This window comes from Actinomadura harenae (assembly GCF_003696215.1).
Taxonomy (GTDB): domain Bacteria; phylum Actinomycetota; class Actinomycetes; order Streptosporangiales; family Streptosporangiaceae; genus Spirillospora; species Spirillospora harenae.
This window is the reverse complement of the sequence record NZ_RFFG01000011.1, coordinates 109,427-134,318: the sequence shown is the minus strand read 5'-3', so window position 1 is coordinate 134,318 and position 24,892 is coordinate 109,427. Positions and strand designations below refer to the sequence as shown.

Genomic DNA, 24,892 nt, shown 5'->3' with positions numbered 1-24,892 from the left:
GGCGCGTGGTCTTGACGACCTTCACCTCGGGCGTCGCGGTCTCGGCCGCGGCGGCCCGGGTGGTCTTGCGGGCGCGGGCCGGCTTCTTCGCCGGCGTCCCGGAGGCGCCGCCGTCGTCCACGTCCGGCGGCGGACCCGCCGGACGGCTGGCCACGCGACGCCGCGTGGTGGTCACGGCAGGACGCGAATCCTCGGGGCCCTCGGCCCCGTTGGCCGAATCGTTCTCGTTCTCAAGCATGCGGGTGATCTCCCGTCAGGCTCCCGGGCGCGTCCGCTCGCCCCGCCCGGCTAGGGCGGTTCGCCGCGGTGCGCCGCACGGGAGCACTCCGTCAGTCATCGGCGCCGACGCGCCCGGACCGCTGTCCGGACACGACGACGAAGTCGTCGGGGGCGCGCCCGCCGCTCCCTGTGGGCCGGTTCCGCGCCGCCACGGACGTGGCGGCGCCGGCTTCGGCCCTACGAGCGGGCGCCGACGGCATCCACGCTCACGGCGTCGCCGGACCCCGGTGAGGCGGGACCGCCCGCCGTGCCGGCCTCGTCGCCGGTCACGTCAGCGGTCTCCCGGTCGGGATCGAGCGGATCCGCGAGCACACCGGTCCGCTCGTCCAGGGGCCCCTGCGCCAGCCTGGTCACCAGCGGGGGTGACGGCGGCGCGAGGTCGGCGACCTGGCGGAGACCGGTGAGGATGTCGTCGGGTCGTACGGCGGGTGTGGTGTGCCGCACAACCATGCGAAGTATCGCACATGGGGCATCCGTCGCCTCGGTGCCGCGCCGGTCGGCGTCCTGGACGGGCTCAGCGCTGAGCTCCAGGGCGGACACGGCGGCACGCACGTCGAAACGGCGGCGTCCCTTCTTGGTGAGGCGTTCGACCTCCACCGCCCCGGAGTCCAGGAAGGCGGTCACGGCGGTCGCGGCGTCGCCCTCGGCGACACCGTCGAGCCGTACCCGCCACTCGGACGCCTGGAGCCGATCGGCCAGCGCGGTGCTCTTGCCCGTCCCGGCCGGGAGGGCCACGACGTCGACGACGTCAAGGCCCGGCGGCAGGGCGGCGTCGAGTTCCGCGCGCACCCGCGCAGGGTCGCGGGGCTCGGTCAACCCGATCTCGAGGTATTCGGCCTCACTGGCCACGCCGGTCGCCGCCGCACCCGTGTAAGAGATCTTCGGGTGCGGAGTGAATCCAGCACTGAACGCGACCGGAATCCCGGCGCGCCTGACGGCGCGTTCCACGGCCCGGGAAATGTCGCGATGGCTCGTGAACCTCAGTCTGCCCCGCTTGGTGTAGCGGACACGCAGACGCTGGATCACGGGGGCCGGTGCGGGACCCTCCGGCATGGGAGCCAGGGTTCTGGTCCTTCCTACTCGTGTCGAGTCGAAAACGTCTCCCTATAGAGTACGGCCACCGCGACCCACTTGAGCCCCCGGGCATCCCCGAGGCGCGTCCCCTCCCAGTTCAGAGGCCCGCACACCCGCCGACACGCCGTGGGAGCGCTGTCATTCAAGACTTGGTCAAGGCCTCTCGACGGAACGGCACGCCGCCCCTGGCGGGACGACGTGCCGTGGGGAACGAGGGTGATCGGAAGGACGCCGCTCAGACGACCGAGAGCGGGAGCAGCCTCTTGCCGGTGGGGCCGATCTGGATCTCGGTGCCCATCGTCGGGCAGACGCCGCAGTCGTAGCAGGGCGTCCAGCGGCAGTCCTCGACCTCGGTCTCGTCGATCGCGTCCTGCCAGTCCTGCCAGAGCCACTCGCGGTCGAGACCGGCGTCGAGGTGGTCCCACGGCAGGACCTCGACCTCGTCGCGGTCGCGGACCGTGTACCAGTCGAGGTCGACGGGCTCGTCGCCCAGGGCCTTCTCGGCCGCCGCCGTCCAGCGCTCGTAGGAGAAGTGCTCGGTCCAGCCGTCGAAGCGGCCGCCGTCCTCCCACACCGCGCGGATGACCTTGCCGACCCGGCGGTCGCCGCGGGACAGCAGGCCCTCGATCACCGACGGCTGGCCGTCGTGGTAGCGCAGGCCGATGGCGCGGCCGTACTCCTTGTCGGAGCGCAGCTCGTCCTTCAGCAGGCGCAGGCGGCGGTCGACCGTCTCGTGGTCGGTCTGCCCGGCCCACTGGAAAGGAGTGTGCGGCTTCGGCACGAACCCGCCGATGGAGACGGTGCAGCGGATGTCCTTGCGGCCGGTCGCCTCGCGGCCCGCCTTGATGACCCGCTTGGCCATCCCGGCGATCTCCAGGACGTCCTCGTCGGTCTCGGTGGGCAGGCCGCACATGAAGTACAGCTTGACCTGCCGCCAGCCGTTCTCGTAGGCGGTGGTGACGGTGCGGATGAGGTCGTCCTCCGACACCATCTTGTTGATCACCTTGCGCAACCGCTCGGAGCCGCCCTCGGGCGCGAAGGTCAGGCCGGAGCGGCGGCCGTTGCGGGAGAACTCGTTGGCGAGGGTGATGTTGAAGGCGTCCACGCGGGTGGACGGCAGCGACAGCGAGGTGTGCGTGCCCTCGTACCGGTCGCCGAGGCCCTTGGCGACCTCGGCGATCTCGCTGTGGTCGGCCGACGACAGCGACAGCAGGCCGACCTCGGTGAACCCGGTCTGCCGGATGCCCTCGTCCACCATCGCGCCGATCGTGGTGATCGACCGCTCCCGGACCGGACGGGTGATCATGCCCGCCTGGCAGAACCGGCAGCCGCGGGTGCAGCCGCGGAAGATCTCCACGGAGAACCGCTCGTGCACGGTCTCGGCCAGCGGGACCAGCGGCTTCTTCGGGTAGGGCCACTGGTCGAGGTCCATGACGGTGTGCTTCTCGACACGCCACGGGACGCCCGCGCGGTTCGGCGCGACGCGCTGGATGCGGCCGTCGGGCAGGTACTCGACGTCGTAGAACCTCGGCACGTAGACGCCGCCGGTCTCGGCGAGGCGCAGCAGCACCCCGTCGCGTCCGCCGGGCTCGCCCTCGTTCTTCCACTCGCGGATCACCTCGGTGATCGCGAGCGTGATCTCCTCGCCGTCGCCGAGGACGGCGGCGTCGACGAAGTCGGCGATGGGCTCGGGGTTGAACGCCGCGTGCCCGCCCGCCAGGACGATCGGGTGCTCATCGGTGCGGTCGGCGGCCTCGAGCGGGATGCCCGCGAGGTCGAGCGCGGTGAGCAGGTTGGTGTACCCGAGCTCGGTCGAGAACGACACGCCGAACACGTCGAACGCGCCGACCGGGCGGTGCGAGTCGACGGTGAACTGCGGGATGCCGTGGTCCCGCATGACCTGCTCCATGTCCGGCCACACCGCGTAGGTGCGCTCGGCGAGCACGCCCTCGCGCTCGTTCAGGATCTCGTACAGGATCTGGACGCCCTGGTTGGGCAGCCCGACCTCGTAGGCGTCGGGGTACATCAGCGCCCAGCGGACGGTCGCGGCGTCCCAGTCCTTGACCTGGGAGTTCAGTTCGCCGCCGACGTACTGAATCGGCTTCTGCACGCTCGGGAGCAGCGGCTCCAGGCGCGGGAAGATCGACTCTACGGACATGCGGTGCGCCTCCGTTGGCTGGACGTGGGAGAGACCCTCAAGCCTATCCCCGGCGAGCCGGTCGATCGTCCGCCTGGTGATCGCCACGCGGTGGCCGGCGAGCAGGGCCGGTAAGCGGTGCCGAGGGGGCGGGGTCAGTCGAACGGGCGGCGCCGGACGTGGACGGCCTGCAGCAGCCCCAGCGCGATCATGTTCGCGAAGGTCGCGGACCCGCCGTAGGACACGAACGGCAGCGGCAGCCCGGTGATCGGCATGATCCCCAGCGTCATCCCGACGTTCTCGAACGTCTGGAACGCCAGCCAGCACACCACGCCCGTCGCGACCAGCGTGCCGAACAGGTCCGCCGCCTGCGTGGCGATCCGCAGGCCGCGCCACAGCACCAGGCCCAGCAGCAGGACGATCAGCGCCGCGCCGAGGAACCCCAGCTCCTCCCCCGCGACCGTGAAGATGAAGTCGGTCTGCTGCTCGGGGACGAAATGCCCGCCGGTCTGCTCGCCGTGGAACAGCCCCTTGCCGAGGAACCCGCCGGAGCCGATCGCGATCCGCGCCTGCTGGGCGTTGTAGCCCGCGCCGCGCGGGTCGGCGGACGGGTCGATGAACGCGGTGAACCGGGCGAGCTGGTACGGCTTGAGGATCCCGAGGAACCAGACCGCGAGGGCCGCCAGGAGGCCGCCGCCGACCAGCCCGGCGATCCACCGCTTGGCCGCGCCCGACACCGCGAGCATCCCGATCACGACCACGGCGAACACCAGGGCGGTGCCGAGGTCCGGCTGGAGCATGATCAGCGCCGCCGGGACGCCGGCCAGGGCGAGCGCGAGCAGCACGTCCCGGCGTCCGGGGCCGACCTCGCCGTCGCGCGGCTCGCCGAGCACCATCGCCATGACCACGACCAGGCCGACCTTGGCGAACTCCGACGGCTGCACCTGGAAGCCGCCGCCGATCACGATCCAGGAGTGCGAGCCGTTGATCGTCGAGCCCAGCGGGGTGATCACCGCGACCAGCCCGACGCAGGCCAGGCCGTACAGGATCGGGACGTAGGCGCGCAGCAGCCGGTAGTCCAGGACGGTGACGACCGTGCCGAGTCCGAGCCCGATCGCCAGGTTCAGCAGATGCCGTTTGAGGAACCACTCGGGGTCGCGCCCCTGCTCGGTGAGCAGGTGGAACGTCGCGGACCGGACGAGCAGCGTCCCGATCAGCGACAGCGCGACCACCGAGAGGATCAGCGTCCAGTCGAGGCGGCGCAGCCCGGCGGCGTGCCGCCGCCACGAGTTCCGCTCGCCGTAGCCCTCGACGGGCCCGGCGAAGCCGCCCAGCCCGGTCACGGCGTGACCCCTGTGCCAGGTCTCCGTCCCGCCGCCCCGGACTGCAGGGACGGCCCGACGGTCGGGATCGCGGCCCCGCTCGGGTCACCGGCGCCGCCCGGCGTGGACGGACCGGGCGACGGCGTCCCGGACGGACCGGCCGACGGACCCGCCGGCGGCCCTGCCGACGGACCGGGCTCCGGGTCGATGGCGGCCTCCGGGCGCGGCAGTTCGGACGGCAGCCGCCCGTCCTTGCCGACCATCGGCTTCCCGCCCTTGCCCAGCCCGTACATGGCCTCGTAGATCTGCCGGACGGCGGGCGCCGCGGCGTTCGCGCCCTGCCCGCCCTGGGAGATCATCACGACGACCGCGTAGCGCGGGTTGTCCACAGGGGCGAACGAGGCGAACCAGGACGTGTCGTCCTTGCCGTAGACCTCCGCGGTGCCGGTCTTGCCCGCGACGTCCACCGTCTTGAAGTCGAAGCCGCCGAACGCCCCGGCCGCCGTCCCGGACTTGGTCACGCCGTCCAGGCCGCCCCGGACGTACTTCAGCACCTTCGGGTCGACCGGCAGTTTCGCGGCGGGCGGGTCCGGGACGCGCCGGACGACGGTGCCGTCCGCCCGCACGACCGCGCGCGCGATGCGCGGGACGACCAGCCGCCCGCCGTTGGCGAGGGCCGCGTACGCGCGCGTGAGCTGGAGCGGCGTGGAGAGCACGTCGCCCTGCCCGACCGAGAAGTTCGCCGCGTCACCCGCGCGCCACACATAGCCCTCGGCGCAGTTCTCCGCCGCGACCGCCTTCAGGTACGCGGCCCGGGACGGGTCGGACCGCTCGAGGTCGGGGTAGCCGTCCTTGGCGGCCTTGCAGTCGGCCTTCTTCGTGGCGTCCCAGTAGGCGGTCTTCCAGGCCCTGTCCGGGATCCGGCCCGCCGACTCGCTCGGCAGGTCGATGCCGGTCTTCTTGCCGAACCCCCACTGCCGCGCCATCTTGACCATCGGGTCGGCCGGGTTCTTCTTCGGCTTGGTGCCGCCGTCGCGCAGCCACTCCTCGTAGGCGAACTTGTAGAAGACCGTGTCGCAGGAGACGACGAGCGCCTCGTGCAGGCTCATGCTGCCCTTCGACTCGCCCTCGAAGTTGCGGAACGCGCGGTTCCCCACGTCGTAGGAGCCGGGGCAGGAGTAGGTGCCGTGCAGGTCGTAGCCGTCCGCGACGGCCGCCGACACCGACGAGATCTTGAACGTGGAGCCCGGCGCGAACTGGCCCTGGGTGGCCCGCGAGATCAGCGGCTCGCCCTTCTTCTTGCCGAGCAGCGCGTCGTACTGGTCCTGCGAGATGCCGCCGGTCCAGATGGACGGGTCGTAGGTCGGGTAGCTGGCGAGCGCGGCGACGTGCCCGGTCTGCACGTCCATCACGACGGCCGCGCCCGAGTCGGCGTGCTTGCCCTGCGAGCGGGCCGACTTCACCGCGTCCTGGACGGCCTTCTCCGCCGCGCCCTGCACCCCGGCGTCGATGCTGGTCACCAGGTTCCCGCCGGGTGTGGCGGCCTTCTCCTGCGCGGTGCCGGTGACGCGGCCCTGGCTGTCGACCAGGAGCCTGCGGAAGCCGGGCTCGCCGCGCAGGTCGGCGTCGTAGGCCGCCTCCAGGCCGTCCCGGCCGATCAGGTCGACGCCGCTGTAGCCGGTGACCTTCAGGCCCTTGCGCTTGTCCAGCTCCTCCTGCGTGATCGGCTGGAGGTAGCCGAGCGTCTGCGCGGCGTTCGCGCCGCCCGGCCGCGGGTAGTCCCGGACGGCCTGGACCTGCGCGGTCACGCCGGGGAAGTCCTCCTGCCGCTCCATGATCTGCAGGGCGCGCTTGGCGTCGACCTTGTCGTCCACGGGGATCGGCTGGTAGGGCGAGCCGGGCCAGCACGGCCGCTTGATGCCGGGCCCGCACAGCCGGGTCTTGTTCACCAGGTCCTCGTAGGTCGTGCCGAGCACGCCCGCGAGCCTGGTCAGGACGGCCCTGCCCCGGTCCTTCTGCCGCATCAGGACGGTGCGGTCGGCCGACACGACGAGCGCGGTGCGGTTGCGGACGAGCGCGCGGCCCTGGTCGTCCAGGATCATGCCGCGGACGGCCGGGACGACGATGTCGCGGGTGCGGTTGTCGGCGGCGACCTGCCGGTAGTGCCGTCCCTCCAGCACCTGCATCGTCCAGAGACGGCCCATCAGGACCAGCAGCAGCGCGCCGACCGTCACGTACAGGATGATCAGCCTGAGGTGGGTCCGGTTGGTCACAGGCGCGTCCGTCCCGACATCGCCCGGTACCGCGCCGCCGGGACCGAGAACCGGTCGCGGTGGCGTTCCGGCCGGTCGTAGCGGCGGGTCGCGCGCAGAACGCACCACACCACGAACGGGCTGGCGACGACGTCGTAGAGCACCTGGAGCGGCACCACCCGCGCCACGATCGTCCATGACGCGCGCGGGTCGCCGAGCAGCATGCCGGTCGCGGCGTAGGCGACGGTGCCGAGCAGCGCGCCCGCCGCGACGGCGAAGAACGGCACGGTCGACTGCCGGTCCATCTCGGCGGCGGCGATCCCGCAGACGTAGCCGATGACGCAGTAGACCAGCGCGTACCGGCCGATGGTGTGGTCGGCGGGCGGCACGATGTCGGCGGCGAGACCGGCGCAGAACCCGGCGACGCACCCGGTCAGCGACCCCGAGACCAGGGCGAGCGCCACGACGCTGAGCAGCACCAGGTCCGGGGTGACGCCTCCGGGCAGCGGCAGCCGGTTGGCCACCGACACCTGGAGCACCAGCGCCACCACGATCACGATCGCGGAGATGACGCGCCGTCCGGTGGGCGACGCCTCCGGAGCGTTCAGCATGTCGGGCTCCCTCAGACGGCTTGCATGGACGACTTACTGAGACGGCTTACTGGGACGGCTGGGCGGAGGGGTGCTTCCCGCCCTTGTGCGGCGGGGCCGACGGCGGCAGCGGCGACGGGGGCCCGGCCGCCGGGGGCGCGGGCGGTGTGGGTGACGGCGGCAGCACCGCGTCACGCGGGTCGGACTTCGGCGGCGCGACCACCACCGCCACGACGTCCAGGCTGGTGAAGTGCACGAACGGCTGGACGTAGGCGGTGCGCGTGAGACCCCCGGCGGGCGCGTCGATGCGCTCGACCGTCCCGACCGGGACGCCCGGCACGTACGGGCGCTCGTTCTGCGAGCCGAGCGTGACCAGGCGCTGCCCGACCCGCATCGGCGCGTTCGCGTCGAGCAGCTGGAACCGCAGCGGGGTGCGGCCTCCGCCACCGAGCCCGCGCCGTCCCCGGCCCTGCACGATGCCGATCTCCTTGGATTCCTCGAGCCGCGCGCCGACCGAGGACGTCACGTCCGTGGCGAGCAGGACGGTCGCGGTCGCCGGGCCGACCCGGGTGACGCGTCCGACCAGGCCGTCCGCGCTCATCACCGTCATGTCGGTGCGGATCCCGCTGCCGGAGCCCGCGTCGATGGTGACGGTGTCCTCCAGGCCCTGCCCGACCGAGATCACGTTCGCCGCGACGATCTTGTAGCCGCCGAGCCCGGCCGCGCCGAGCAGCCGGTCGAGCTGCGCCGACTTGCCCTGGTCGACCTGGGTGCCGCGCAGCTGGTCGCGCAGGCGCTGGTTCTCGCGCTGGAGCCGGTCGGCGCGGCGCCGCTCGCCGGGCGCGTTGGTGATCGCGTCGACGGCGTTGCCCACCGGGCGGACCACGGCCGCCGAGGCGCGCTCGACCGGGCCGAACACGGCCTCCCCGACGCCGCGCAGGCCGCGCAGCGGCGAGTCGTCCCCGCCCCGGTAGTCGATCGTGATCATGGCGAGCGCCACCACCAGCAGCGCCCCGAGCACCATGCGGCTGCGTCGGGTGTCGTTCACCCGCGGACCTCCCGTCCCATCGTCCTAGGAGATCAGTGCCGCGACTCCGGTACCAGCACCTGACGCAGCGAGTCGAAGTCCTCCACCGTCTTGCCGGTGCCGAGAACGACCGAGTCGAGTGGATTGTCCACCAGGTGGATCGGCATCCCGGTCTCCTCGCGCAGCCGCTCGTCCAGGTGCTTGAGGAGCGCGCCACCGCCGGTGAGGGCGATGCCCCGGTCCATGATGTCGCCGGACAGCTCGGGCGGGCACTTGTCGAGCGTGGTCTTCACGGCGTCCACGATCGCGTTCACCGGCTCCTCGATCGCGCGGCGCACCTCCTCGGCGGAGATCACCACGGTCTTCGGCAGCCCGGACACCAGGTCCCGGCCGCGGATCTCGGCGTGCGGCTCGTCGTCGCCGCCGGGGTAGGCCGACCCGATCGCCATCTTGATCTCCTCGGCGGTGCGCTCGCCGAGCATCAGCGAGTACTCCTTCTTGGAGAAGCTGATGATGGCCTGGTCGAGCTCGTCCCCGCCGACCCGGACGGACTGGCTCGTCACGATCCCGCCGAGGGAGATTATGGCGACCTCGGTGGTGCCTCCCCCGATGTCGACGACCATGTTGCCGGTCGGCTCGTACACCGGGAGCCCGGCGCCGATCGCGGCGGCCATGGGCTCCTCGATGATGTACACGCGGCGGGCGCCGGCCTGGTAGCCGGCCTCCTTGACGGCGCGCTGCTCCACCCCGGTGATCCCGGACGGCACCGCCACCACGATCCGCGGCTTGGCGAAGTGCCGGCGCTTGTGCACCTTCTGGATGAAGTAGCGCAGCATGCGCTCGGTGACGTCGAAGTCGGCGATGACGCCGTCCTTGAGCGGGCGGACCGCGACGATGTTGCCGGGCGTCCGGCCGATCATCCGCTTCGCCTCGATGCCGACCGCCACGATCTTGCCCGTGTTGGTGTTGATCGCGACGACGGACGGTTCGTTCAGCACGATGCCGCGCCCGCGCACGTACACCAGTGTGTTCGCGGTGCCTAGGTCGACCGCCATGTCACGGCCAAGGAACGACAGCTTGTTACCCATGAAGAAAGGGAGCCCTTCATGCTTGTCGGGCGTGCAGAGCGGCGTCCCCATCGTAACGTGCCCACGCGGCGCCGGGCGGTCGCCCCTCCGGCGGCATGACGTCCGATTCCACACCGTGACCAGGCACGTTACGCGGAAAACACCCGCGCGCCCGAATGATTCAGACCCGCGTGTCTACCCCCGTCCCGTCCCGCCAAACAGGGGCGCCGGAAAGCGGGCGCGGAAACCCCACGGATACGGGACGCCGGGAACACGAAAGCGATGCGAAACCGCGCGGCGAATGCGCGGCGTCCATGAACCGCGGCCCGTCGCGGCGAACACGGAGAGTGATCAAAAAAAACCCGGGCGGCGCGGGGGCCGGATGCGGATGTGCCCCGGCGCGCGAGGCGCGCCGGGGCACGGGTGGGCGTGTCGGCGGGTGTCCCCGCGACGGCCCGGTGCCGGTGATCCGCTCGGGCGGGTCAGCCCAGCTCGGGGAAGAAGAGCTTGATCTCGCGGTCGGCGGAGTAGGTGGAGTCGGAGCCGTGAACGATGTTCTCGCCGATCTCCAGCGCGAAGTCGCCGCGGATGGTGCCGGGCGTGGCGGAGACCGGGTCGGTGGCGCCGGCCAGCGCGCGGAACGCCTCGATGGCGCGCGGGCCCTCGACGACCAGCGCGACCAGCGGGCCGCCGGTGATGAAGTCGACGAGGTCGCCGAAGAACGGCTTCTCGCTGTGCTCCTCGTAGTGCGCCTCGGCGGTCTCGCGCTTCAGGTTCTTGAGCTCCAGAGCGACGAGCTTCAGGCCCTTGCGCTCGATCCGCGAGATGACCTCGCCGACCACGCCGCGGCGGACGCCGTCGGGCTTGACCAGGACAAGAGTGCGCTCGGACACGGAGTATCTCCTCAAGGAAAAACGGGATCGTGGGTGGCGCGGACCGCGCCGGGGCGTGACGCCAGTGCTTACTGTACCGAGGCGCTCGCTCTGCTCCGGTTCCCGCCGGGCCTCGGGCGCCCGCGGGTGGCGGCGCGTCCGGCGGCGGCGAGCAGGAGGGTGAGGACGGCGGCGGCGCCGAGCCAGGCCCGGTAGCCGCCGGTCAGCGCGACCAGCTGGGCCGCCGTGGTGGTCGGCGCGGGCTGGAGCCATCCGGCCTGGAGCGACAGCACCACGAGCTGTCCGGTGAGGACGGCGGGGAAGCACAGCGACAGCCCGAACAGCGCGCCCGCGACGCCCGCCTCGCGCAGGGACACGGCGAGCGCGAGGCCCGCGCCCGCGCCGAGCGCGATCATCGAGGCGGTCGCGACGGCCGGGATGTGCGCCGAGTCCGGGACGTGCGCGACGGAGGCCAGCAGCGGCGGCAGCGTCGCGAGGACCAGCAGGGCGTGCGCGGCGAGCACCGCGACGCGTGCCGCGCGCCTCGGCAGCCAGGCGGCGATCAGGGCCGCGACCAGGGCGGACGCCGTCCCGGCGGCGAACGGCAGGTACATCGCGCCGGACGTGCCGTCCCCGTTGCGCGCGGCGACCGCGGTGATCCCGGCGAGGGGCGCGGCCACCGGGTAGGCGAGCAGCCCGGTCGTCACCATGACGACGGCCGCGCCGAGCGGGCTGCCCGCCGTGGCGTCCCGGCTGCCGACGAAGGCGAGCCCGGCCAGGCCGAGCAGCGCCAGCCCGGCGAGCACGAGCCGTCCGCCCGGGGACCAGCCGTAGGTGGTGACGACCGCGATGAACGCGAACCCCGCCGCCGGGGCCAGCGGCAGGACGAGCTGTCCGCGCTCGGTGTGCCTGGACGCCGGCAGCCGTCCTCGGCGTCCGCGCAGAAGCAGGCAGAACGGCAGGACGCACGCGACCGCGACCGCGGCCCACGGGAACGGCGCGAGCGAGGCGTGCCAGTCGGTGACGTGCCGCGGCGCGGATCCGCCGTCCGGCAGCGGGACGCGGGCCAGCGCGAGCGGCATCGCTCCGAGGAGGGACGCGACGAGCACGCCCGACCAGAGCGCCGACGCGAGCCGTCCGCCGCGTTCCCAGGCGAGGACGAGCGTCGCGGGCAGGATCAGCCCGGCGCCCATCCCCTGCGCCGCCCGCACCGCTCCGACCAGCGGAACCGTGTCGGCCCGTGCGACGCCGAGGAGCCCCGCCAGCAGCAGCGCGACGCCCGCGAACAGCGTCGGCCGCGCCCCGAGGCGCCGCGCCGCGACCGCCCCGACGGGGACGGCTCCCAGCAGCACCGGAACGCTCAGTCCGGTGGCGCGCAGCAGGCCGCCGTACTCGTCCGGCGCGAGGCCGAGCGCCCGGCCCGCCTGGTCGACCACGTTGGCGGACGTGTCCGGCAGGACCAGCACCGCGGCCGGAACCGCCACGACGATCACCGCGAGCGCGGCCAGTGTCGCCGCGACGTCCCTGATCCCGGCGGGCCCCTCGGCCTCGCCTTCGGCCTCGCGTGCGGACGGTGACCGAGAAAGGCCCCCCTTGGGCGGCTTGGCGGCCGCGCCCGCAACGGCCTCGTCCTGAGGGGGCGTGGTGGGCATCGGCACCTTCACCCAGAGCCGCTCACCGCGCGCCATCGCGGCGGCGTCCGAGTCGTCCTCCGGAACGGCCTCCACCGCCGGGTGCACCTCATCACCGGAGAGGCCGGGAACCGGCGCGGCCGCCCAGGGGACCTCCCGGCTCAGAGGCGCGTCTTCGTCCGCCTGCTGCACGTCGTCACGCGGGACGCCAGGGACCGGCACCTCGGTCCAGGGGACCTCCCCACGCAGAGGGTCACCTGTCCGTCGAGGCACGCCCCCGTCCGCCTGCTGCGACTCGTCACGCGGGACGCCGGGGATCGGCACGCCCGTCCAGGGGGCCTCACCGTGCAGGGGCGCGGCGGCTTCCGGACGGTGCGGATCGGGGGCGTCCGCCCACGAGGGCTCTCCCGGGGACAGACCGGCGGGATTCGACACGCCCAAGGGAGGAAGTCCGTCGTGCGAGGAGGTCGCGGCTCCCGGTGTGTTCGGCCAGCCGGTCTCGTTCTCCGCAGGGGCGGTGGGTTGCGGGCGCCGCTCCTCCTCATGAGGCGGCACGGTGGCCCACGGATACCCGGCGGCCTGCGGGAACTCGGGCAACGGCAGCGCCAGCGGCTCGGCGGCGCGCGGCACGCTCGGCCGGAGGACGTCGTCCTGCGCGCCCCACGCGGGTTCGGGCAGACCCGCCGCGTAGGGCTCGCCCGTGGACGGCGGGCTCGCTTCCGGCGCGCACGGCGGAGCGAACTCGCCCTGGGACGGCGGAACGGAGGGCTCCGGAACACCCGCCCACGGGTGCCCGCCGGTGGACGGCGAGGCGGGCTCCGGGCCCTCCGCCACTGAGAACCGGCTGGGGATCGGCACCGAGGGATCCAGAGCGTCCGCCGATGAGAACTCGGCGCGGAACGACCGCTCCGGGTGCGGCGCATCCCCTTGAGCGGGTTCGGCATGACGTGGCCGCACGGGATTCGGCGCGTCCATCTGCGGGGGCTCGGGGTGGAACGGGCCCGCCGGGTTCGGCGCGGCCGCGTGCGAGGGCTCGGCGTAGGACGGCGGCGCGGACTCGGCGTAGGACGGCTGCGGGGATTCGGCGTAGGACGGCTGCGAGGATTCGGTGAACCCGTGGACGGGGTCCTGCGGTAGGGCGGCGGGGTCGTCCCTTCGCCAGTATTCGTGCGCGGGCGGCGGGTCGGGCCACGAGTGCGGGGGCGCGGCGGCGGCCGGTGCGCCGGTGTGGTGGGGCTCGCCGAAGGTTCCCGGGGCGCCGGCCTGCGGGAACTCCTCCGGCGGCGGCCGGTGGCCGGGCGGGAGGGTCATCGTCGGGTCGTCCGGACGGGCGGCCGGAGGCTCCGGGGTGTCGTGCCCGGGGTGCTCCGCGCGCGGGCGGAGGACGCTGTGCGGGAGGACCGCCGTGGGGCCGTCGGGACGGACGGGCGTGTCGGCGTCGGGGTGCTCGGCCCGGGACGGGGCCGGGGGCCTCGCGCCGTCCGGCCGGTGGACGCCGTGCGGCAGGATCACCGTCGGCCCGTCGGGACGGACCGGGGTGTCGGCCGTGTCCGGTGCCCTGTCCGGCGCTGTGTGCGGCGCGGCGTCCGGCACTGCGTCCAGTGCTGTGTCCGGCGCTGCGTCCGGGCAGGGGTCGGCGGGCTGCGGGGACGGGCGGCGTGGCTGCTGGCTCGAGGAGGACACGGCCTTGCTCCTACGGAAAGGCCGCCCGCCAGATCATGATGTCCAGAATGTTCGCTATTTCCTAATGGCGAATTATGGCGGGCGGAATTCGGCTGCCTTCCCCGGGAATTTAGCGCGCCTGAGCCTTTTCCGCCTGGCGTCCCAGCCAAAAGGCCGTTCCCCAGAGTGCGCCGAACAGCACTCCGAGGATGAACATCATCGGGACCATGAAGCCGGTCAGGAGCACCAGGACCTGCAGGACGGTGCCGACCGCGAAGCCCCACGGACGGCCCATCACGCCGCAGGCCAGGAGGCACAGCACCGCGAGGACGCCGCCGACCGAGCCCGCGACCGAGCCGTCCACCTTCTGCACCGAGATCGCGACCGGGATCGCGAGCCCGATGACGACGGCCTCGCAGGCGAGGACCGTCGAGTACAGGCGGCGTTCCGGGTTCATCGGCCCTCTCCCACGCGCAGCAGGGTCCGCGCCTCGCCGGCGGTGACGACCGAGCCGGTGATCAGCACGCCCGCGCCCCGGTACTCGCCGGTCTCCTCGGCCAGGCCGATGGCGCGGTCGATCGCGTCGTCGAGCCGGTCGACGACGTGCACGCGCTCGGAGCCGAACGCACCCTCGGCGACCTCCGCGAGTTCCTCCGGCGACAGCGAGCGCGGCGAGGCGTTGCGGGTGACGACGAGCTCGGCCATGACGGGTTCGAGCTCGTCGAGCACGCCCGCCACGTCCTTGTCGGAGGCGATCGCGAGGACGCCGACGAGCCGGGTGAACCCGAACGACTCGGTGATCGTGTTGACCGTCGCGGCCATTCCGGCGGGGTTGTGCGAGGAGTCGATCAGCACGGTCGGGCCGGTGCGGGCGACCTCCAGGCGGCCCGGCGAGGCGGACTGGGCGAACCCGCTGCGCACCAGCGCCGGGTCGAGCTGGCCGTCGTCGCCACCGGTGTAGTCGGCGCCGGCCGCGATGCGGGTGGCGGCCTCGAGGTTGTGCTCGCCCAGGGTCGGCGCACCGGACGCGAACGCCTCGACGGCCGCGAGGGCGGTCGCCGCGTTGCTGGCCTGGTGCTCGCCGAACAGCGGCAGGAAGATCTCGTCGTAGGCGCCGTGCAGCCCGCGGACCGAGATCATCTGGCCGCCGAACGCCACGTCGCGGTGGACGACGCCGTACTCGATGCCCTCGCGGGCCGCGACCGCGCCGACCTCGGCGACCCGGCCGAGCAGCACCTCGGCGGCCGGGAGCTGCTGCTGCTCGATCACCACGATCTGGCCGGGCTTGATGATCCCGGCCTTCTCGGCCGCGATCTCCTCGACGGTCTCGCCCAGGTAGGCGGTGTGGTCGAGGCCGACCGGGGTGATCACCGCGACGGTGCCGTCGGCGACGTTGGTGGCGTCCCAGGAGCCGCCCATGCCGACCTCGACGACCGCGACGTCGACCGGAGCGTCGGCGAAGGCCGCGAACGCCATCGCCGTCAGGACCTCGAAGAACGACAGCTTCGTGTCGTTCTTGGTGTCGATCAGGTCGACGTAGGGCTTGACGTCCTCGTAGACCTCGACGAACCGCTCCTCGGAGATGGGCTCGCCGTCGATCGCGATGCGCTCGCGCAGGGTGGTCAGCTCGGGGCTGGTGTACAGGCCCGTGCGCAGGCCCCGCTCGCGCAGCAGCGCCTCGATCAGCCGGGCGGTGCTGGACTTGCCGTTGGTGCCCGCCACGTGGATCACCGGATACGACCGCTGCGGCTCGCCGAGGACGTCGACCAGGTCACGGACCCGGTCGAGGGTCGGATCGATGTCCCACTCGACCCCACGGCTCATGATCGCGCCGATCGCGTCGCGGTAGCCGAGCGGCCCCGTCACCTGGCTCACGTCTTGGATCCCTGCCTGTTCAACGGTGCGTTTCTGCCGACACAGGAAGCCTACTCGCGCCCTGCCACAGGGCCGTCCACACCCGGTCCTCCTGTGGATATCCTCCGTCGGATGGCCGTTGATCAGGTGTTCTTCCGCGAGTGGACGGCCCGGCGTCCCGGTTCGAGGCGTTCGCTCGAGCGGGCGCGCGAGCTGGCGGGGGCGCTGGGGCTCCTGCCGGTAGGCGTCCCGGTGCTGGCCGTGGTCGGGTCCAAGGGCAAGGGGACGGCCGCGACGTACGCGTCCGCGACCCTGGTGGCGGCGGGGCTGCGGGTCGTTTCGGTGATGAGTCCTGGGCACCGCTCGAACCGTGATCGGATCCGAGTGGACGGACGTGCCGTCTCGCCTGACGAGTTCGCCGAACTGGCCTCACGGCTTTCCGAGGCGATGGACGGGCTTCCGGAGGCGTCCGAGGGTTACCTCTCTCCCTCTGGGCTGTTCACGTTGGCGAGCCTCGTGCATGCGCGCGACGTCGGGGCGGACGTGGTGGTCCTGGAAGCCGGGATGGGCGGCGGTTCGGACGAGATCAGCCTCTTCCCGGCCACGGTCGTCGCCGTGACGCCGATCTTCGCGGAGCACGTGGGCGTGCTGGGCGACACCATCGGGGAGATCGCCACGGAGAAGGCCGCGGTGATCGTCCCGGAGACGCGCGCGGTGGTCTCGGCTCCGCAGTCGCCCGAGGTCAGGGACGTGCTGGACGCCGCAGGCGACATTCACATGGCTGTGGACGGCCCTCAGGCCACCTGGGCGACCGCGCTCCCGCAGGGGCTGAGCCGGGCGAACGCCCGGACCGGTGTCCTGGCGGCCCTGCGCCTGGCGGAGGTCCTGGGGCGTCCTCCTGCGGGCGCGCGGGTGCGCGAGATGCTGGGCACGGTCGTCCTGCCTGGACGGCTGTCCCTCCACGAGCGGGACGGTGTCGAGGTGCTCATCGACTCGGCGATCAACCGGGACGGAGTCGCCGCCGCCCTCCGTGCCGCGCGCGCACGGTGGGGTGGCGAAGTCGATCATGTCCTGCTCTGCCTGCCCGACCACAAGGATCTGGACGGCGCGATCGCCGAGCTGGACGGGCTGCCGGTGACGTTCGTCCGGCTGCCGCAGGCCCATCTGCGCTTCTCGCGCCCGCTGCCGTCCTCCTGGGACGTCCTCGACGCCGCTGAGCTGTCCATGGACGCCCTGGCGGACCGGGGCCCGCGTCTCCTGACCCTGGGCACCGTCTACTTCGCCGGTCTCGTCCTGAACGTCCTGGACGCCGACGTCGACCGGCTCTTCGGCTGACGCTCCGAGCCGGTCAGCGTTCGACGTCGCCGCGCAGGCGCGTGGTGAGCTTCGCGAGGTCGGTCGTGTCCTGCGCCGGGAGGTTCGACGCGACGAACCCGTACGAACCGGACGTCGCCCAGGCGCAGTAGGGATGCACCTCCGACAGCACCGCGAAGGTCCCGCAGACGCCCGGCCCGACGTGCTGGAAGGACAGGGCGGTGTTCGGCCTGGCCCGGTCGAGGAACGCGATCGGATCGGTGATCGAGGCCGTCCCGCCGATGAACAGGACGTTGCTCGCGGCCCCCGAGTACACGGCCGACGTCTGGTGCGGCCTCGAGGCGCCGCCGCGCCGGACGGCCTCGGTGATGAACGGGAACGCGACGCTCGCGGCGGGCTCCGCCGCGTTCAGGCGCAGGCCGCCCGCCTCGGGCTGCACCGTGATCTGCTTGGCGGGGCCGCCGTCCCCGCCGCCCATCAGGAACGTCCCGGCCGCGACGGCGGCGATCGCGCAGAGGCCGCCCACCGCACTGACCAGCACGATCTTCCGCTGCGACCGGCGCGTGGACGCCGCGCCGCCCGGCCGGGGCGCACGCGGAGCGGGCGCGAGCGGAGTGGGAGCCCGGTCAGCGGGAGCGGACGCCCGGTCGCCGCGACCGGACGCGTCGCCGCCGGGCGCGTGACCGGCCGCCCTGGGCGGCGCGTCCTCCCGGGACGGGCCGGACGGCGGGGGCTCGGCGTCCAGCGTGTCGGCGGTCAGCCACCAGGGCGGCGAATCGCCCCAGCGGGACGGAGGGACCGGCGAATCGGGCATCGCTCTCCTGCGCTCGGACGGACGGCAGGATCGTATCCGCACCGGGCCCCCGGCACGCCGGGAAACGGACCGGTTCAGCGCAAGTAGAGACCGTATTCGACCAGTTCCGGCACCAGCCGCGGCGGCAGGTCGCAGACGACCGCCATGTCCTCGCCGGAGGAGAACCCGCCGGTATCCTCGCGCAGCTCCACGGCCTTCTCCGCCTGCTCGGGCGTCATCCCGAACCGGGTGAGCTCCCGCGCCGGGACGGCGTTCACGTCGATCAGCCCGCCGTCGTCGTAGGGCCGCTGCGCGGGCGCCAGGTCGGTGCGTCCCATCCGCAGCTCGCGGGCCATCAGCGGATTGTCCATGGCGAGCGCGCGGGCCTCCCGGCGGCGCTGCGCGCGGGCGTTCATGTGCTGGACGGCCGCGCGGTTGGCCTGCTCGGTCGTGACCTGCTGCTGCCACGGCTGCGGCGGCGTGGGCGGCAGCGGCGGCGTGCGGTTGCCCGCGACGATCGCGTGCACGACCCACACCGGAATCCAGAGGCCGCAGGTCACGACGGTCAGGATGAGGTGCAGCGCGTGAGCGGTGTTGTCCAGCCCGGCGGGCGCGGGCGGACGCGGAGGCGGAGGCGGCGCCATGGGCGGACGCGGCGGTGCCGGGGGCGCGGGGTGCACGGGCGGCGGCGCGGGCGTCGGCGGTGCCGCTGGAACGTGCACGTTGACGTTCACGATCGGCGGCTGCTGGGGCTGCGCCGGCGGTGCGTCCTGCGGAGGGGCCGCCTGCGGAGGGGCGGCCGGAGGCTCCGGCTCGGCGGGCACGGGCGCGGGCAGCGCGACCTCCGCCGAAGCCGACGGCACCACGACCCCGTACGCCCCGGAGGGCGAGGGATCGGGGCTCGGGACAGCCGGGACCGCGAACTCGGGGGCGGTCTCCGGCGGCTTGGGCCGCAGCGGAGCCGGATCAGGAGACCGCGGCGAAGACTCGGACATCACTCCCCCTGCTGCACTGACCCGGAGCTGACCCGGACGACACCGACAGTTTACGAAAGACCGCTCACTTCGCGTGATCCGCGGGGCATTCCGTTCCCGGAACGTCTCCGCCCCCGCCCCGGGATCCGGGACGGGGGCGGCGGACGGGAACGGCGCGTCAGCCGGCCGGCAGGGCCGCGAGCTGGGCCTCCAGCCGCGCGATGTCGGCCTCGGCCTGCGCGAGGCGGGCGCGGTTCTTCGCGACGACGGCCTCGGGGGCCTTCGCCATGAACGCCTCGTTCGCCAGCTTCTTGGAGTTCTGCTCGACCTCCTTGCGGGCGGCGGCGAGGTCCTTCTCGAGGCGCTTGCGCTCGGCGGCGACGTCGATCGCGCCCGCGGTGTCGATCCGGACGACCGCGCCCTCGACCGGCAGCGACGCCGTCGTGGAGAAGCCGTCGCCGGGCGGAGTGAGGCGGAGCAGCGTCCGCACGGCCTCCTCGTGGTCGCGCAGCGGCGAGTCGCCCCACTCCAGCGCGGCCGCGACCTTCTGGCCGGGCTTCAGGCCCTGGTCGGCGGCGAACCGGCGGACCTCGGTGACCAGGCGCTGCAGGGACTCGACGACGAGCTCGGCGTCCTTGTCCTCGCGCGCCGGGTCGGCGGCGGGCCAGGCGGCGCGCATGACCGTCTCCTCGCCGGTCAGGGACGTCCACAGCTCCTCGGTGACGAACGGGATCACCGGGTGCAGCAGCCGCAGCAGCTTGTCGAGCACCTCGCCGAGGACGCGGCGGGTCGACTCGGCGCGCTCGTCGGCGAGCTGGACCTTGGCGAGCTCGACGTACCAGTCGCAGACCTCGTCCCACGCGAAGTGGTAGAGCGCCTCGCACGCCTTGGCGAAGTCGAAGCCCTCCAGGTGGCCGTCCACCTCGGCGGCGACCTGCTGGAGCCGGGACAGGATCCAGGCGTCCACGGTCGAGACCTCGGCGGGCAGCTCGCCGCGCACGTGCGCGCCGTTGATCATCGCGAACCGGGTGGCGTTCCACAGCTTGTTGCAGAAGTTGCGCGAACCCTGCGCCCAGTCCTCGGCGACCGGGACGTCGCCGCCGGGGTTCGCGCCGCGCAGCAGGGTGAAGCGGGTGGCGTCCGCGCCGTACCGGTCGATCCAGTCGAGCGGGTCGACGACGTTGCCGAACGACTTCGACATCTTCTTGCCGTGCTGGTCGCGGACCATGCCGTGCAGCGCGATCGTGTGGAACGGCTGGACGCCGTCCATGGCGTAGAGGCCGAACATCATCATCCGGGCGACCCAGAAGAACAGGATGTCGTACCCCGTGACCAGCACGGACGTCGGGTAGAACCGCTTGAGATCGGCCGCGTCCGCGTCCGGCCAGCCGAGCGTGGAGAACGGCCACAGCGCGGAGGAGAACCAGGTGTCGAGGACGTCGGTGTCCTGCGTCCAGCCGGCGGGCGGCTCCTCGTCGGGTCCGGGGCAGAAGGTCTCGCCGTCCGGGCCGTACCAGACGGGGATGCGGTGGCCCCACCACAGCTGGCGGCTGATGCACCAGTCGTGCATGTTGTCGACCCACTCGAAGTAGCGGGGCGCCATCTCCGGCGGGTGGATCGCGACGCGGCCGTCGCGGACGGCGTCGCCCGCGGCCTTCGCCAGCGGCTCGACCTTGACGAACCACTGCAGGGACACGCGCGGCTCGACGACCGTGGAGCAGCGCTGGCAGTGCCCGACCGCGTGCTCGTAGGGACGGATCTCCTTGACGATCCGGCCGTCCTCGCGCAGCGCGGCGACGACGGCGGGACGCGCCTCGAACCGGTCCATGCCCTCGAACGGGCCGTGCGCGGTGATCACGCCGCGCTCGTCCATGACCGACAGGGACGGCAGGTCGTGGCGGCGGCCGATCTCGAAGTCGTTCGGGTCGTGCGCCGGGGTCACCTTGACGCAGCCGGTGCCGAACTCGGGGTCGACGTGCTCGTCGGCGACGATCGGGATGCGGCGGCCGGTCAGCGGCAGCTCCACGGTCGTCCCGACCAGGTGCCGGTACCGCTCGTCCTCGGGGTGGACGGCCACGGCGGTGTCGCCGAGCATCGTCTCGGCGCGGGTCGTCGCGACGACGATCTCGTCCGAGTAGCGGATCGAGACGAGCTCGCCCTCGCGGTCGTAGTGCTCGACCTCGATGTCGGAGAGGGCGGTGAGGCAGCGCGGGCACCAGTTGATGATGCGCTCGGCGCGGTAGATCAGGCCGTCGTCGAACAGCCGCTTGAAGATCGTCCGGACGGCGCGGGCGCGCGGCTCGTCCATGGTGAACGCCTCGCGCGTCCAGTCGACCGAGTCGCCGAGGCGGCGCATCTGGCCGAGGATCCGGCCGCCGGACTCGCCCTTCCACTGCCACACGCGCTCGACGAACGCCTCGCGGCCGAGGTCGTGGCGGGACAGGCCCTCCTTGGCGAGCTCGCGCTCGACGACGTTCTGGGTGGCGATGCCCGCGTGGTCCATGCCCGGGATCCAGGCGACCTCGTGGCCCTGCATGCGGCGGCGCCGGGCCAGCGTGTCCTGGATCGAGTGGTCCAGGGCGTGGCCCATGTGCAGGGAGCCGGTGACGTTCGGCGGCGGGATGACGATCGAGTAGGCGGGAGCGGCGGGGTTCCTGGCCGGGTCCGCCGTGAAGTAGCCCTCCGATACCCAGCGCTCGTAGAGCCTGCCCTCGACGTTCGCCGGCTGGTACTGGGTGGGCAGATCGACGTCGGCGGCCGGGTTCCGGCCGGGCTCGTCTCCGCGCTCGTTGCTGGGCTGGTTGCTGGGCTGAGTCACGGCCCCTGATTCTACGGGTCGCGGACGCGTATAACGTGCGGGGTCAAGAGAGATCAAGGATCTAGGAGAAGAACGTGAGCGGCTGGAACCCTCCGCCTCAGTCGCCGGGAGGCAATCCCGGCGGTTTCCCGTCACCCCCTGGTGGCTCCCCCGACCCCTACGGACAACCCGGATACGGCCAGCAGCCCGGTTACGGCCAGCCCGGTCCCGCGGTTCCCCCCGCGCCGCCCGCCGCCCCGCCGGCCGCCCAGCCCGGGTGGGCCCAGCAGGACCAGCCCGGCTGGGGCCAGCCGCCCGGCGGGTTCGCCCAGCCGCAGCCCGGTTTCGGCCCGCCGCCCGGCCCCCCGCCGCCGCGCGGGTCCAACGCCGGACTGATCATCGGCCTGGTCGGCGGCGGCCTCGTCCTGGTCGTCATCGCGGTGGTCGCCTTCGTCGTGCTCCGCGGCGGAGGCGGCGACAAGTACGCCATCAGCACCCCGCAGACCGTCGCCGGGCGTGACCGCGACGCGTCGATGGAGTCGCAGCTGGCGACGAAGATGGACTCGTTCAAGACGCAGATGCAGACGATGACGCACGGCAAGGTCAGCGACCTCAGCTCGGCGTTCTACAAGGACTCCGGCGGCAGCGGCGGCGCCCTCACCGGCAGCACCGGCGTGATCTTCTTCGGCGGCACCGGCTCCATCGGCGACCCGGCCACCTTCATGACCGGCCTCCGGACGTCCGCGAGCAGGAACAACACCATCGTCGAGGACGTCGACGCCGGGTCGCACGGCGGCAAGGCCGGCTGCTTCCAGCTCCACTCGGTCGGCGTCACGATCACCGAGTGCGCCTGGGCGACCAGCAGCAGCTTCGGCGCGATCGTCCCGACCAAGACCGGCACGACGATCGACGACACCGCCGACCTGATGCGCCAGTTCCGCGACGGTGTGGAGCAGAAGAAGTAACCCCCGGGCCACGGGTACCATCCCCCTACCCGCGCGGCGCCGGCCGCCGTCGCACGGGTAGGGGACGCGGCCGCCGGAGGACGAGCGCATGGACACCGCAAGCGGTACCGAAGGCGGCACGGACGGCGGCATGGACGGCGGCACCGAAGGCGGCGCCGACGTGGGCGCCGGGCCGATCCGGGTCCTGATCACCGACGACCACCCGGTGTTCCGGCAGGGCCTGCGCGGCCTGCTCCAGGCGCTCGGCGTGGAGGTCGTCGGCGAGGCCGAGAGCGGCCCGGACGCGGTCCGGCTGGCCGCCGAGCTGCGGCCGGACGTGGTCGTGATGGACCTGCACATGCCCGGCGGGAACGGCCTGGAGGCCACCCGCACGATCACCCGCACCAGCCCGCGCACCGGGGTCCTCGTCCTCACGATGTTCCAGGACGACGACTCGGTGTTCGCCGCCATGCGCGCGGGCGCCCGCGGCTACCTGCTCAAGGAGTCCGGCGCCGAGGAGATCGCGCGCGCCGTCCGCGCCGTCGCCGCGGGCGAGGCCATCTACGGCCCGGAGATCGCCCGCCGCGTCCTCACCTACTTCGCGGGCATGCCGCACCCCCGGCAGAACGCGTTCCCCCAGCTCACCGAGCGGGAACGCGAGGTGCTGGAGCTCATCGCGCAGGGCCGCGGCAACACCGACATCGCGTCCGTGCTGTTCCTGTCGACCAAGACCGTCCGCAACCACGTGTCCAACATCTTCATGAAGCTGCACGTGGCGGACCGCGCCCAGGCGATCGTCATGGCCCGCGAGGCGGGCCTCGGCGAATCCGGCAGGAACTGAGGCCCCGTGCTCCGCGGGAAGGGCCGGCACAACGTGTGCGGGCATGCGAAAGGCCCGCCACGGGAGTGGCGGGCCTTCGTCGTCAGGCCGGCTAGGCGCTCTTCTCGCGCGGCTCGCGCTTGGCGCGTTCACGCGGGACGAGCGTCGGGTTGACGTGCTCGAGGACGGCCTCGCGGGTGATCACGACGCGGGCCACGTCCTGCCGGGACGGGACCTCGTACATCACCGAGAGGAGGACCTCCTCCATGATCGCGCGCAGGCCGCGGGCGCCGGTGCCGCGCAGGATGGCCTGGTCGGCGATGGCCTCGAGGGCGTCGTCGGTGAACTCCAGGTCGACCCCGTCCAGCTCGAAGAGCCGGTGGTACTGGCGGACCAGGGCGTTCTTCGGCACCGTGAGGATGTTGATCAGGGCCTCGCGGTCCAGGTTGTGGACGCTGGTGATCACCGGCAGGCGGCCGATGAACTCGGGGATCATCCCGAACTTCAGCAGGTCCTCCGGCATGACGTCGCCGAGCATCGCGGACGACTCGTCGAAGTCGGACTTGGAGCGGATCACCGCGCCGAAGCCCATGCCCTGCTTGCCCACCCGGGACTCGACGATCTTCTCGAGCCCGGCGAACGCGCCGCCGCAGATGAACAGCACGTTCGTGGTGTCGATCTGGATGAACTCCTGGTGCGGGTGCTTGCGGCCGCCTTGCGGCGGGACGCTCGCGGTGGTCCCCTCCAGGATCTTCAGCAGCGCCTGCTGGACGCCCTCGCCCGAGACGTCGCGGGTGATCGACGGGTTCTCGCTCTTGCGAGCGATCTTGTCGACCTCGTCGATGTAGATGATCCCGGTCTCGGCCTTCTTGACGTCGTAGTCGGCCGCCTGGATCAGTTTCAGCAGGATGTTCTCGACATCCTCGCCGACGTAACCGGCCTCCGTCAGCGCCGTGGCGTCCGCGATCGCGAACGGGACGTTGAGGAGTTTGGCGAGCGTCTGCGCGAGCAGCGTCTTGCCCGATCCGGTGGGGCCGAGGAGCAGGATGTTCGACTTCCCCAGCTCGACCCCGTCGCCCGAGCCCGTGTCACCGGACTGGATCCGCTTGTAGTGGTTGTAGACGGCGACCGAGAGGGCCTTCTTGGCCGTCTCCTGCCCGATCACGTAGGAGTCGAGGAACTCGTAGATCTCCCGCGGCTTGGGCAGGCTGTCCCACTTGAGATCGGAGGTCTCGGAGAGCTCCTCCTCGATGATCTCGTTGCAGAGATCGATGCACTCGTCGCAGATGTACACGCCCGGACCCGCGATGAGCTTCTTGACCTGCTTCTGGCTCTTCCCGCAGAACGAGCACTTGAGCAGGTCACCACCGTCGCCGATGCGTGCCACCCAACTGTCTCCTTTTCGTGGGGCCGCGGCCTGTTCGGCCATCCGCTGCGGCTGGGTCTGGTCCCGGAGGCTCCAGGCGTTGGACTCGACGTTACC

Annotated in this window: 18 protein-coding genes; 3 read left to right on the top strand and 15 right to left on the bottom strand. The window is 72.7% G+C overall.

The window, feature by feature from the left end:
* Positions 1 to 456: 456 nt before the first annotated feature.
* The 11 genes from EBO15_RS08725 to EBO15_RS08675 all read right to left on the bottom strand — a co-directional run bounded on the left by EBO15_RS08725 (position 457) and on the right by EBO15_RS08675 (position 15,737).
* On the bottom strand, positions 457 to 1,332 hold the full coding sequence (locus EBO15_RS08725; RefSeq protein WP_122193811.1) for a TIGR03936 family radical SAM-associated protein: 876 nt from the start codon (positions 1,330 to 1,332) through the stop codon (positions 457 to 459).
* Positions 1,333 to 1,588: 256 nt separating this feature from the next.
* Positions 1,589 to 3,511 (bottom strand): TIGR03960 family B12-binding radical SAM protein, encoded by a 1,923-nt coding sequence (locus tag EBO15_RS08720; protein WP_122193810.1) that lies wholly within the window; start codon positions 3,509 to 3,511, stop codon positions 1,589 to 1,591.
* A gap of 134 nt (positions 3,512 to 3,645) precedes the next feature.
* On the bottom strand, positions 3,646 to 4,824 hold the full coding sequence (rodA, locus tag EBO15_RS08715; protein ID WP_199744410.1) for a rod shape-determining protein RodA: 1,179 nt from the start codon (positions 4,822 to 4,824) through the stop codon (positions 3,646 to 3,648).
* Positions 4,825 to 4,829: 5 nt separating this feature from the next.
* Positions 4,830 to 7,085 (bottom strand): penicillin-binding protein 2, encoded by a 2,256-nt coding sequence (gene mrdA / locus EBO15_RS08710; protein ID WP_122193808.1) that lies wholly within the window; start codon positions 7,083 to 7,085, stop codon positions 4,830 to 4,832.
* Entirely contained in the window at positions 7,082 to 7,675 is a 594-nt protein-coding gene (mreD, locus tag EBO15_RS08705) for a rod shape-determining protein MreD (RefSeq protein ID WP_122193807.1), read from the bottom strand. Before mreD ends, mrdA begins: the two co-directional genes overlap by 4 nt.
* A gap of 46 nt (positions 7,676 to 7,721) precedes the next feature.
* The gene (gene mreC, locus EBO15_RS08700; RefSeq protein ID WP_122193806.1) at positions 7,722 to 8,702 is read right to left on the bottom strand and encodes a rod shape-determining protein MreC; all 981 of its coding nucleotides are present in this window, start codon (positions 8,700 to 8,702) and stop codon (positions 7,722 to 7,724) included.
* A gap of 32 nt (positions 8,703 to 8,734) precedes the next feature.
* A complete protein-coding gene (locus tag EBO15_RS08695) occupies positions 8,735 to 9,769 on the bottom strand; it encodes a rod shape-determining protein (protein WP_122193826.1) in 1,035 nt (344 codons plus the stop codon).
* 461 nt (positions 9,770 to 10,230) lie between these two features.
* Positions 10,231 to 10,641: a nucleoside-diphosphate kinase gene (gene ndk, locus EBO15_RS08690; RefSeq protein ID WP_122193805.1), complete on the bottom strand. Its 411-nt coding sequence runs from the start codon at positions 10,639 to 10,641 to the stop codon at positions 10,231 to 10,233.
* Positions 10,642 to 10,709: 68 nt separating this feature from the next.
* Positions 10,710 to 13,934: a hypothetical protein gene (locus tag EBO15_RS08685; protein WP_147481426.1), complete on the bottom strand. Its 3,225-nt coding sequence runs from the start codon at positions 13,932 to 13,934 to the stop codon at positions 10,710 to 10,712.
* A gap of 109 nt (positions 13,935 to 14,043) precedes the next feature.
* A complete protein-coding gene (locus EBO15_RS08680) occupies positions 14,044 to 14,370 on the bottom strand; it encodes a DUF4233 domain-containing protein (protein WP_122193803.1) in 327 nt (108 codons plus the stop codon).
* Positions 14,367 to 15,737, bottom strand: a complete 1,371-nt coding sequence (locus EBO15_RS08675) for a bifunctional folylpolyglutamate synthase/dihydrofolate synthase (RefSeq protein ID WP_122193825.1) — start codon at positions 15,735 to 15,737, stop codon at positions 14,367 to 14,369. The genes EBO15_RS08680 and EBO15_RS08675 overlap by 4 nt, the downstream gene beginning before the upstream one ends.
* 162 nt (positions 15,738 to 15,899) lie before the next feature.
* Between EBO15_RS08675 and EBO15_RS08670 the strand changes: the two genes are divergently transcribed.
* Positions 15,900 to 17,102 carry a folylpolyglutamate synthase/dihydrofolate synthase family protein gene (locus EBO15_RS08670; RefSeq protein WP_122193802.1) on the top strand — a complete coding sequence of 401 codons (1,203 nt, stop codon included), beginning with the start codon at positions 15,900 to 15,902 and terminating at the stop codon, positions 17,100 to 17,102.
* A 13-nt stretch (positions 17,103 to 17,115) separates the two neighbouring features.
* On the opposite strand, the gene EBO15_RS08665 is transcribed toward EBO15_RS08670, so the two are convergent.
* The 3 genes from EBO15_RS08665 to EBO15_RS08655 form a co-directional block, all read right to left on the bottom strand.
* A complete protein-coding gene (locus EBO15_RS08665; RefSeq protein ID WP_122193801.1) occupies positions 17,116 to 17,895 on the bottom strand; it encodes a hypothetical protein in 780 nt (259 codons plus the stop codon).
* A gap of 74 nt (positions 17,896 to 17,969) precedes the next feature.
* On the bottom strand, positions 17,970 to 18,869 hold the full coding sequence (locus tag EBO15_RS45850) for a helix-hairpin-helix domain-containing protein (protein ID WP_233616057.1): 900 nt from the start codon (positions 18,867 to 18,869) through the stop codon (positions 17,970 to 17,972).
* Positions 18,870 to 19,026: 157 nt separating this feature from the next.
* Positions 19,027 to 21,666: a valine--tRNA ligase gene (locus EBO15_RS08655; protein ID WP_122193800.1), complete on the bottom strand. Its 2,640-nt coding sequence runs from the start codon at positions 21,664 to 21,666 to the stop codon at positions 19,027 to 19,029.
* A 74-nt stretch (positions 21,667 to 21,740) separates the two neighbouring features.
* Here EBO15_RS08655 and EBO15_RS08650 point away from each other — a divergent pair, with 74 nt between their 5' ends.
* Positions 21,741 to 22,610: a hypothetical protein gene (locus EBO15_RS08650; RefSeq protein ID WP_122193799.1), complete on the top strand. Its 870-nt coding sequence runs from the start codon at positions 21,741 to 21,743 to the stop codon at positions 22,608 to 22,610.
* Positions 22,611 to 22,740: 130 nt separating this feature from the next.
* Entirely contained in the window at positions 22,741 to 23,430 is a 690-nt protein-coding gene (locus EBO15_RS08645; protein WP_122193823.1) for a response regulator transcription factor, read from the top strand.
* 91 nt (positions 23,431 to 23,521) lie between these two features.
* Here the strand turns inward: EBO15_RS08645 and clpX are convergent, their stop codons facing one another.
* Positions 23,522 to 24,796 (bottom strand): ATP-dependent Clp protease ATP-binding subunit ClpX, encoded by a 1,275-nt coding sequence (gene clpX, locus EBO15_RS08640; protein WP_122193798.1) that lies wholly within the window; start codon positions 24,794 to 24,796, stop codon positions 23,522 to 23,524.
* Positions 24,797 to 24,892 lie beyond the last annotated feature (96 nt).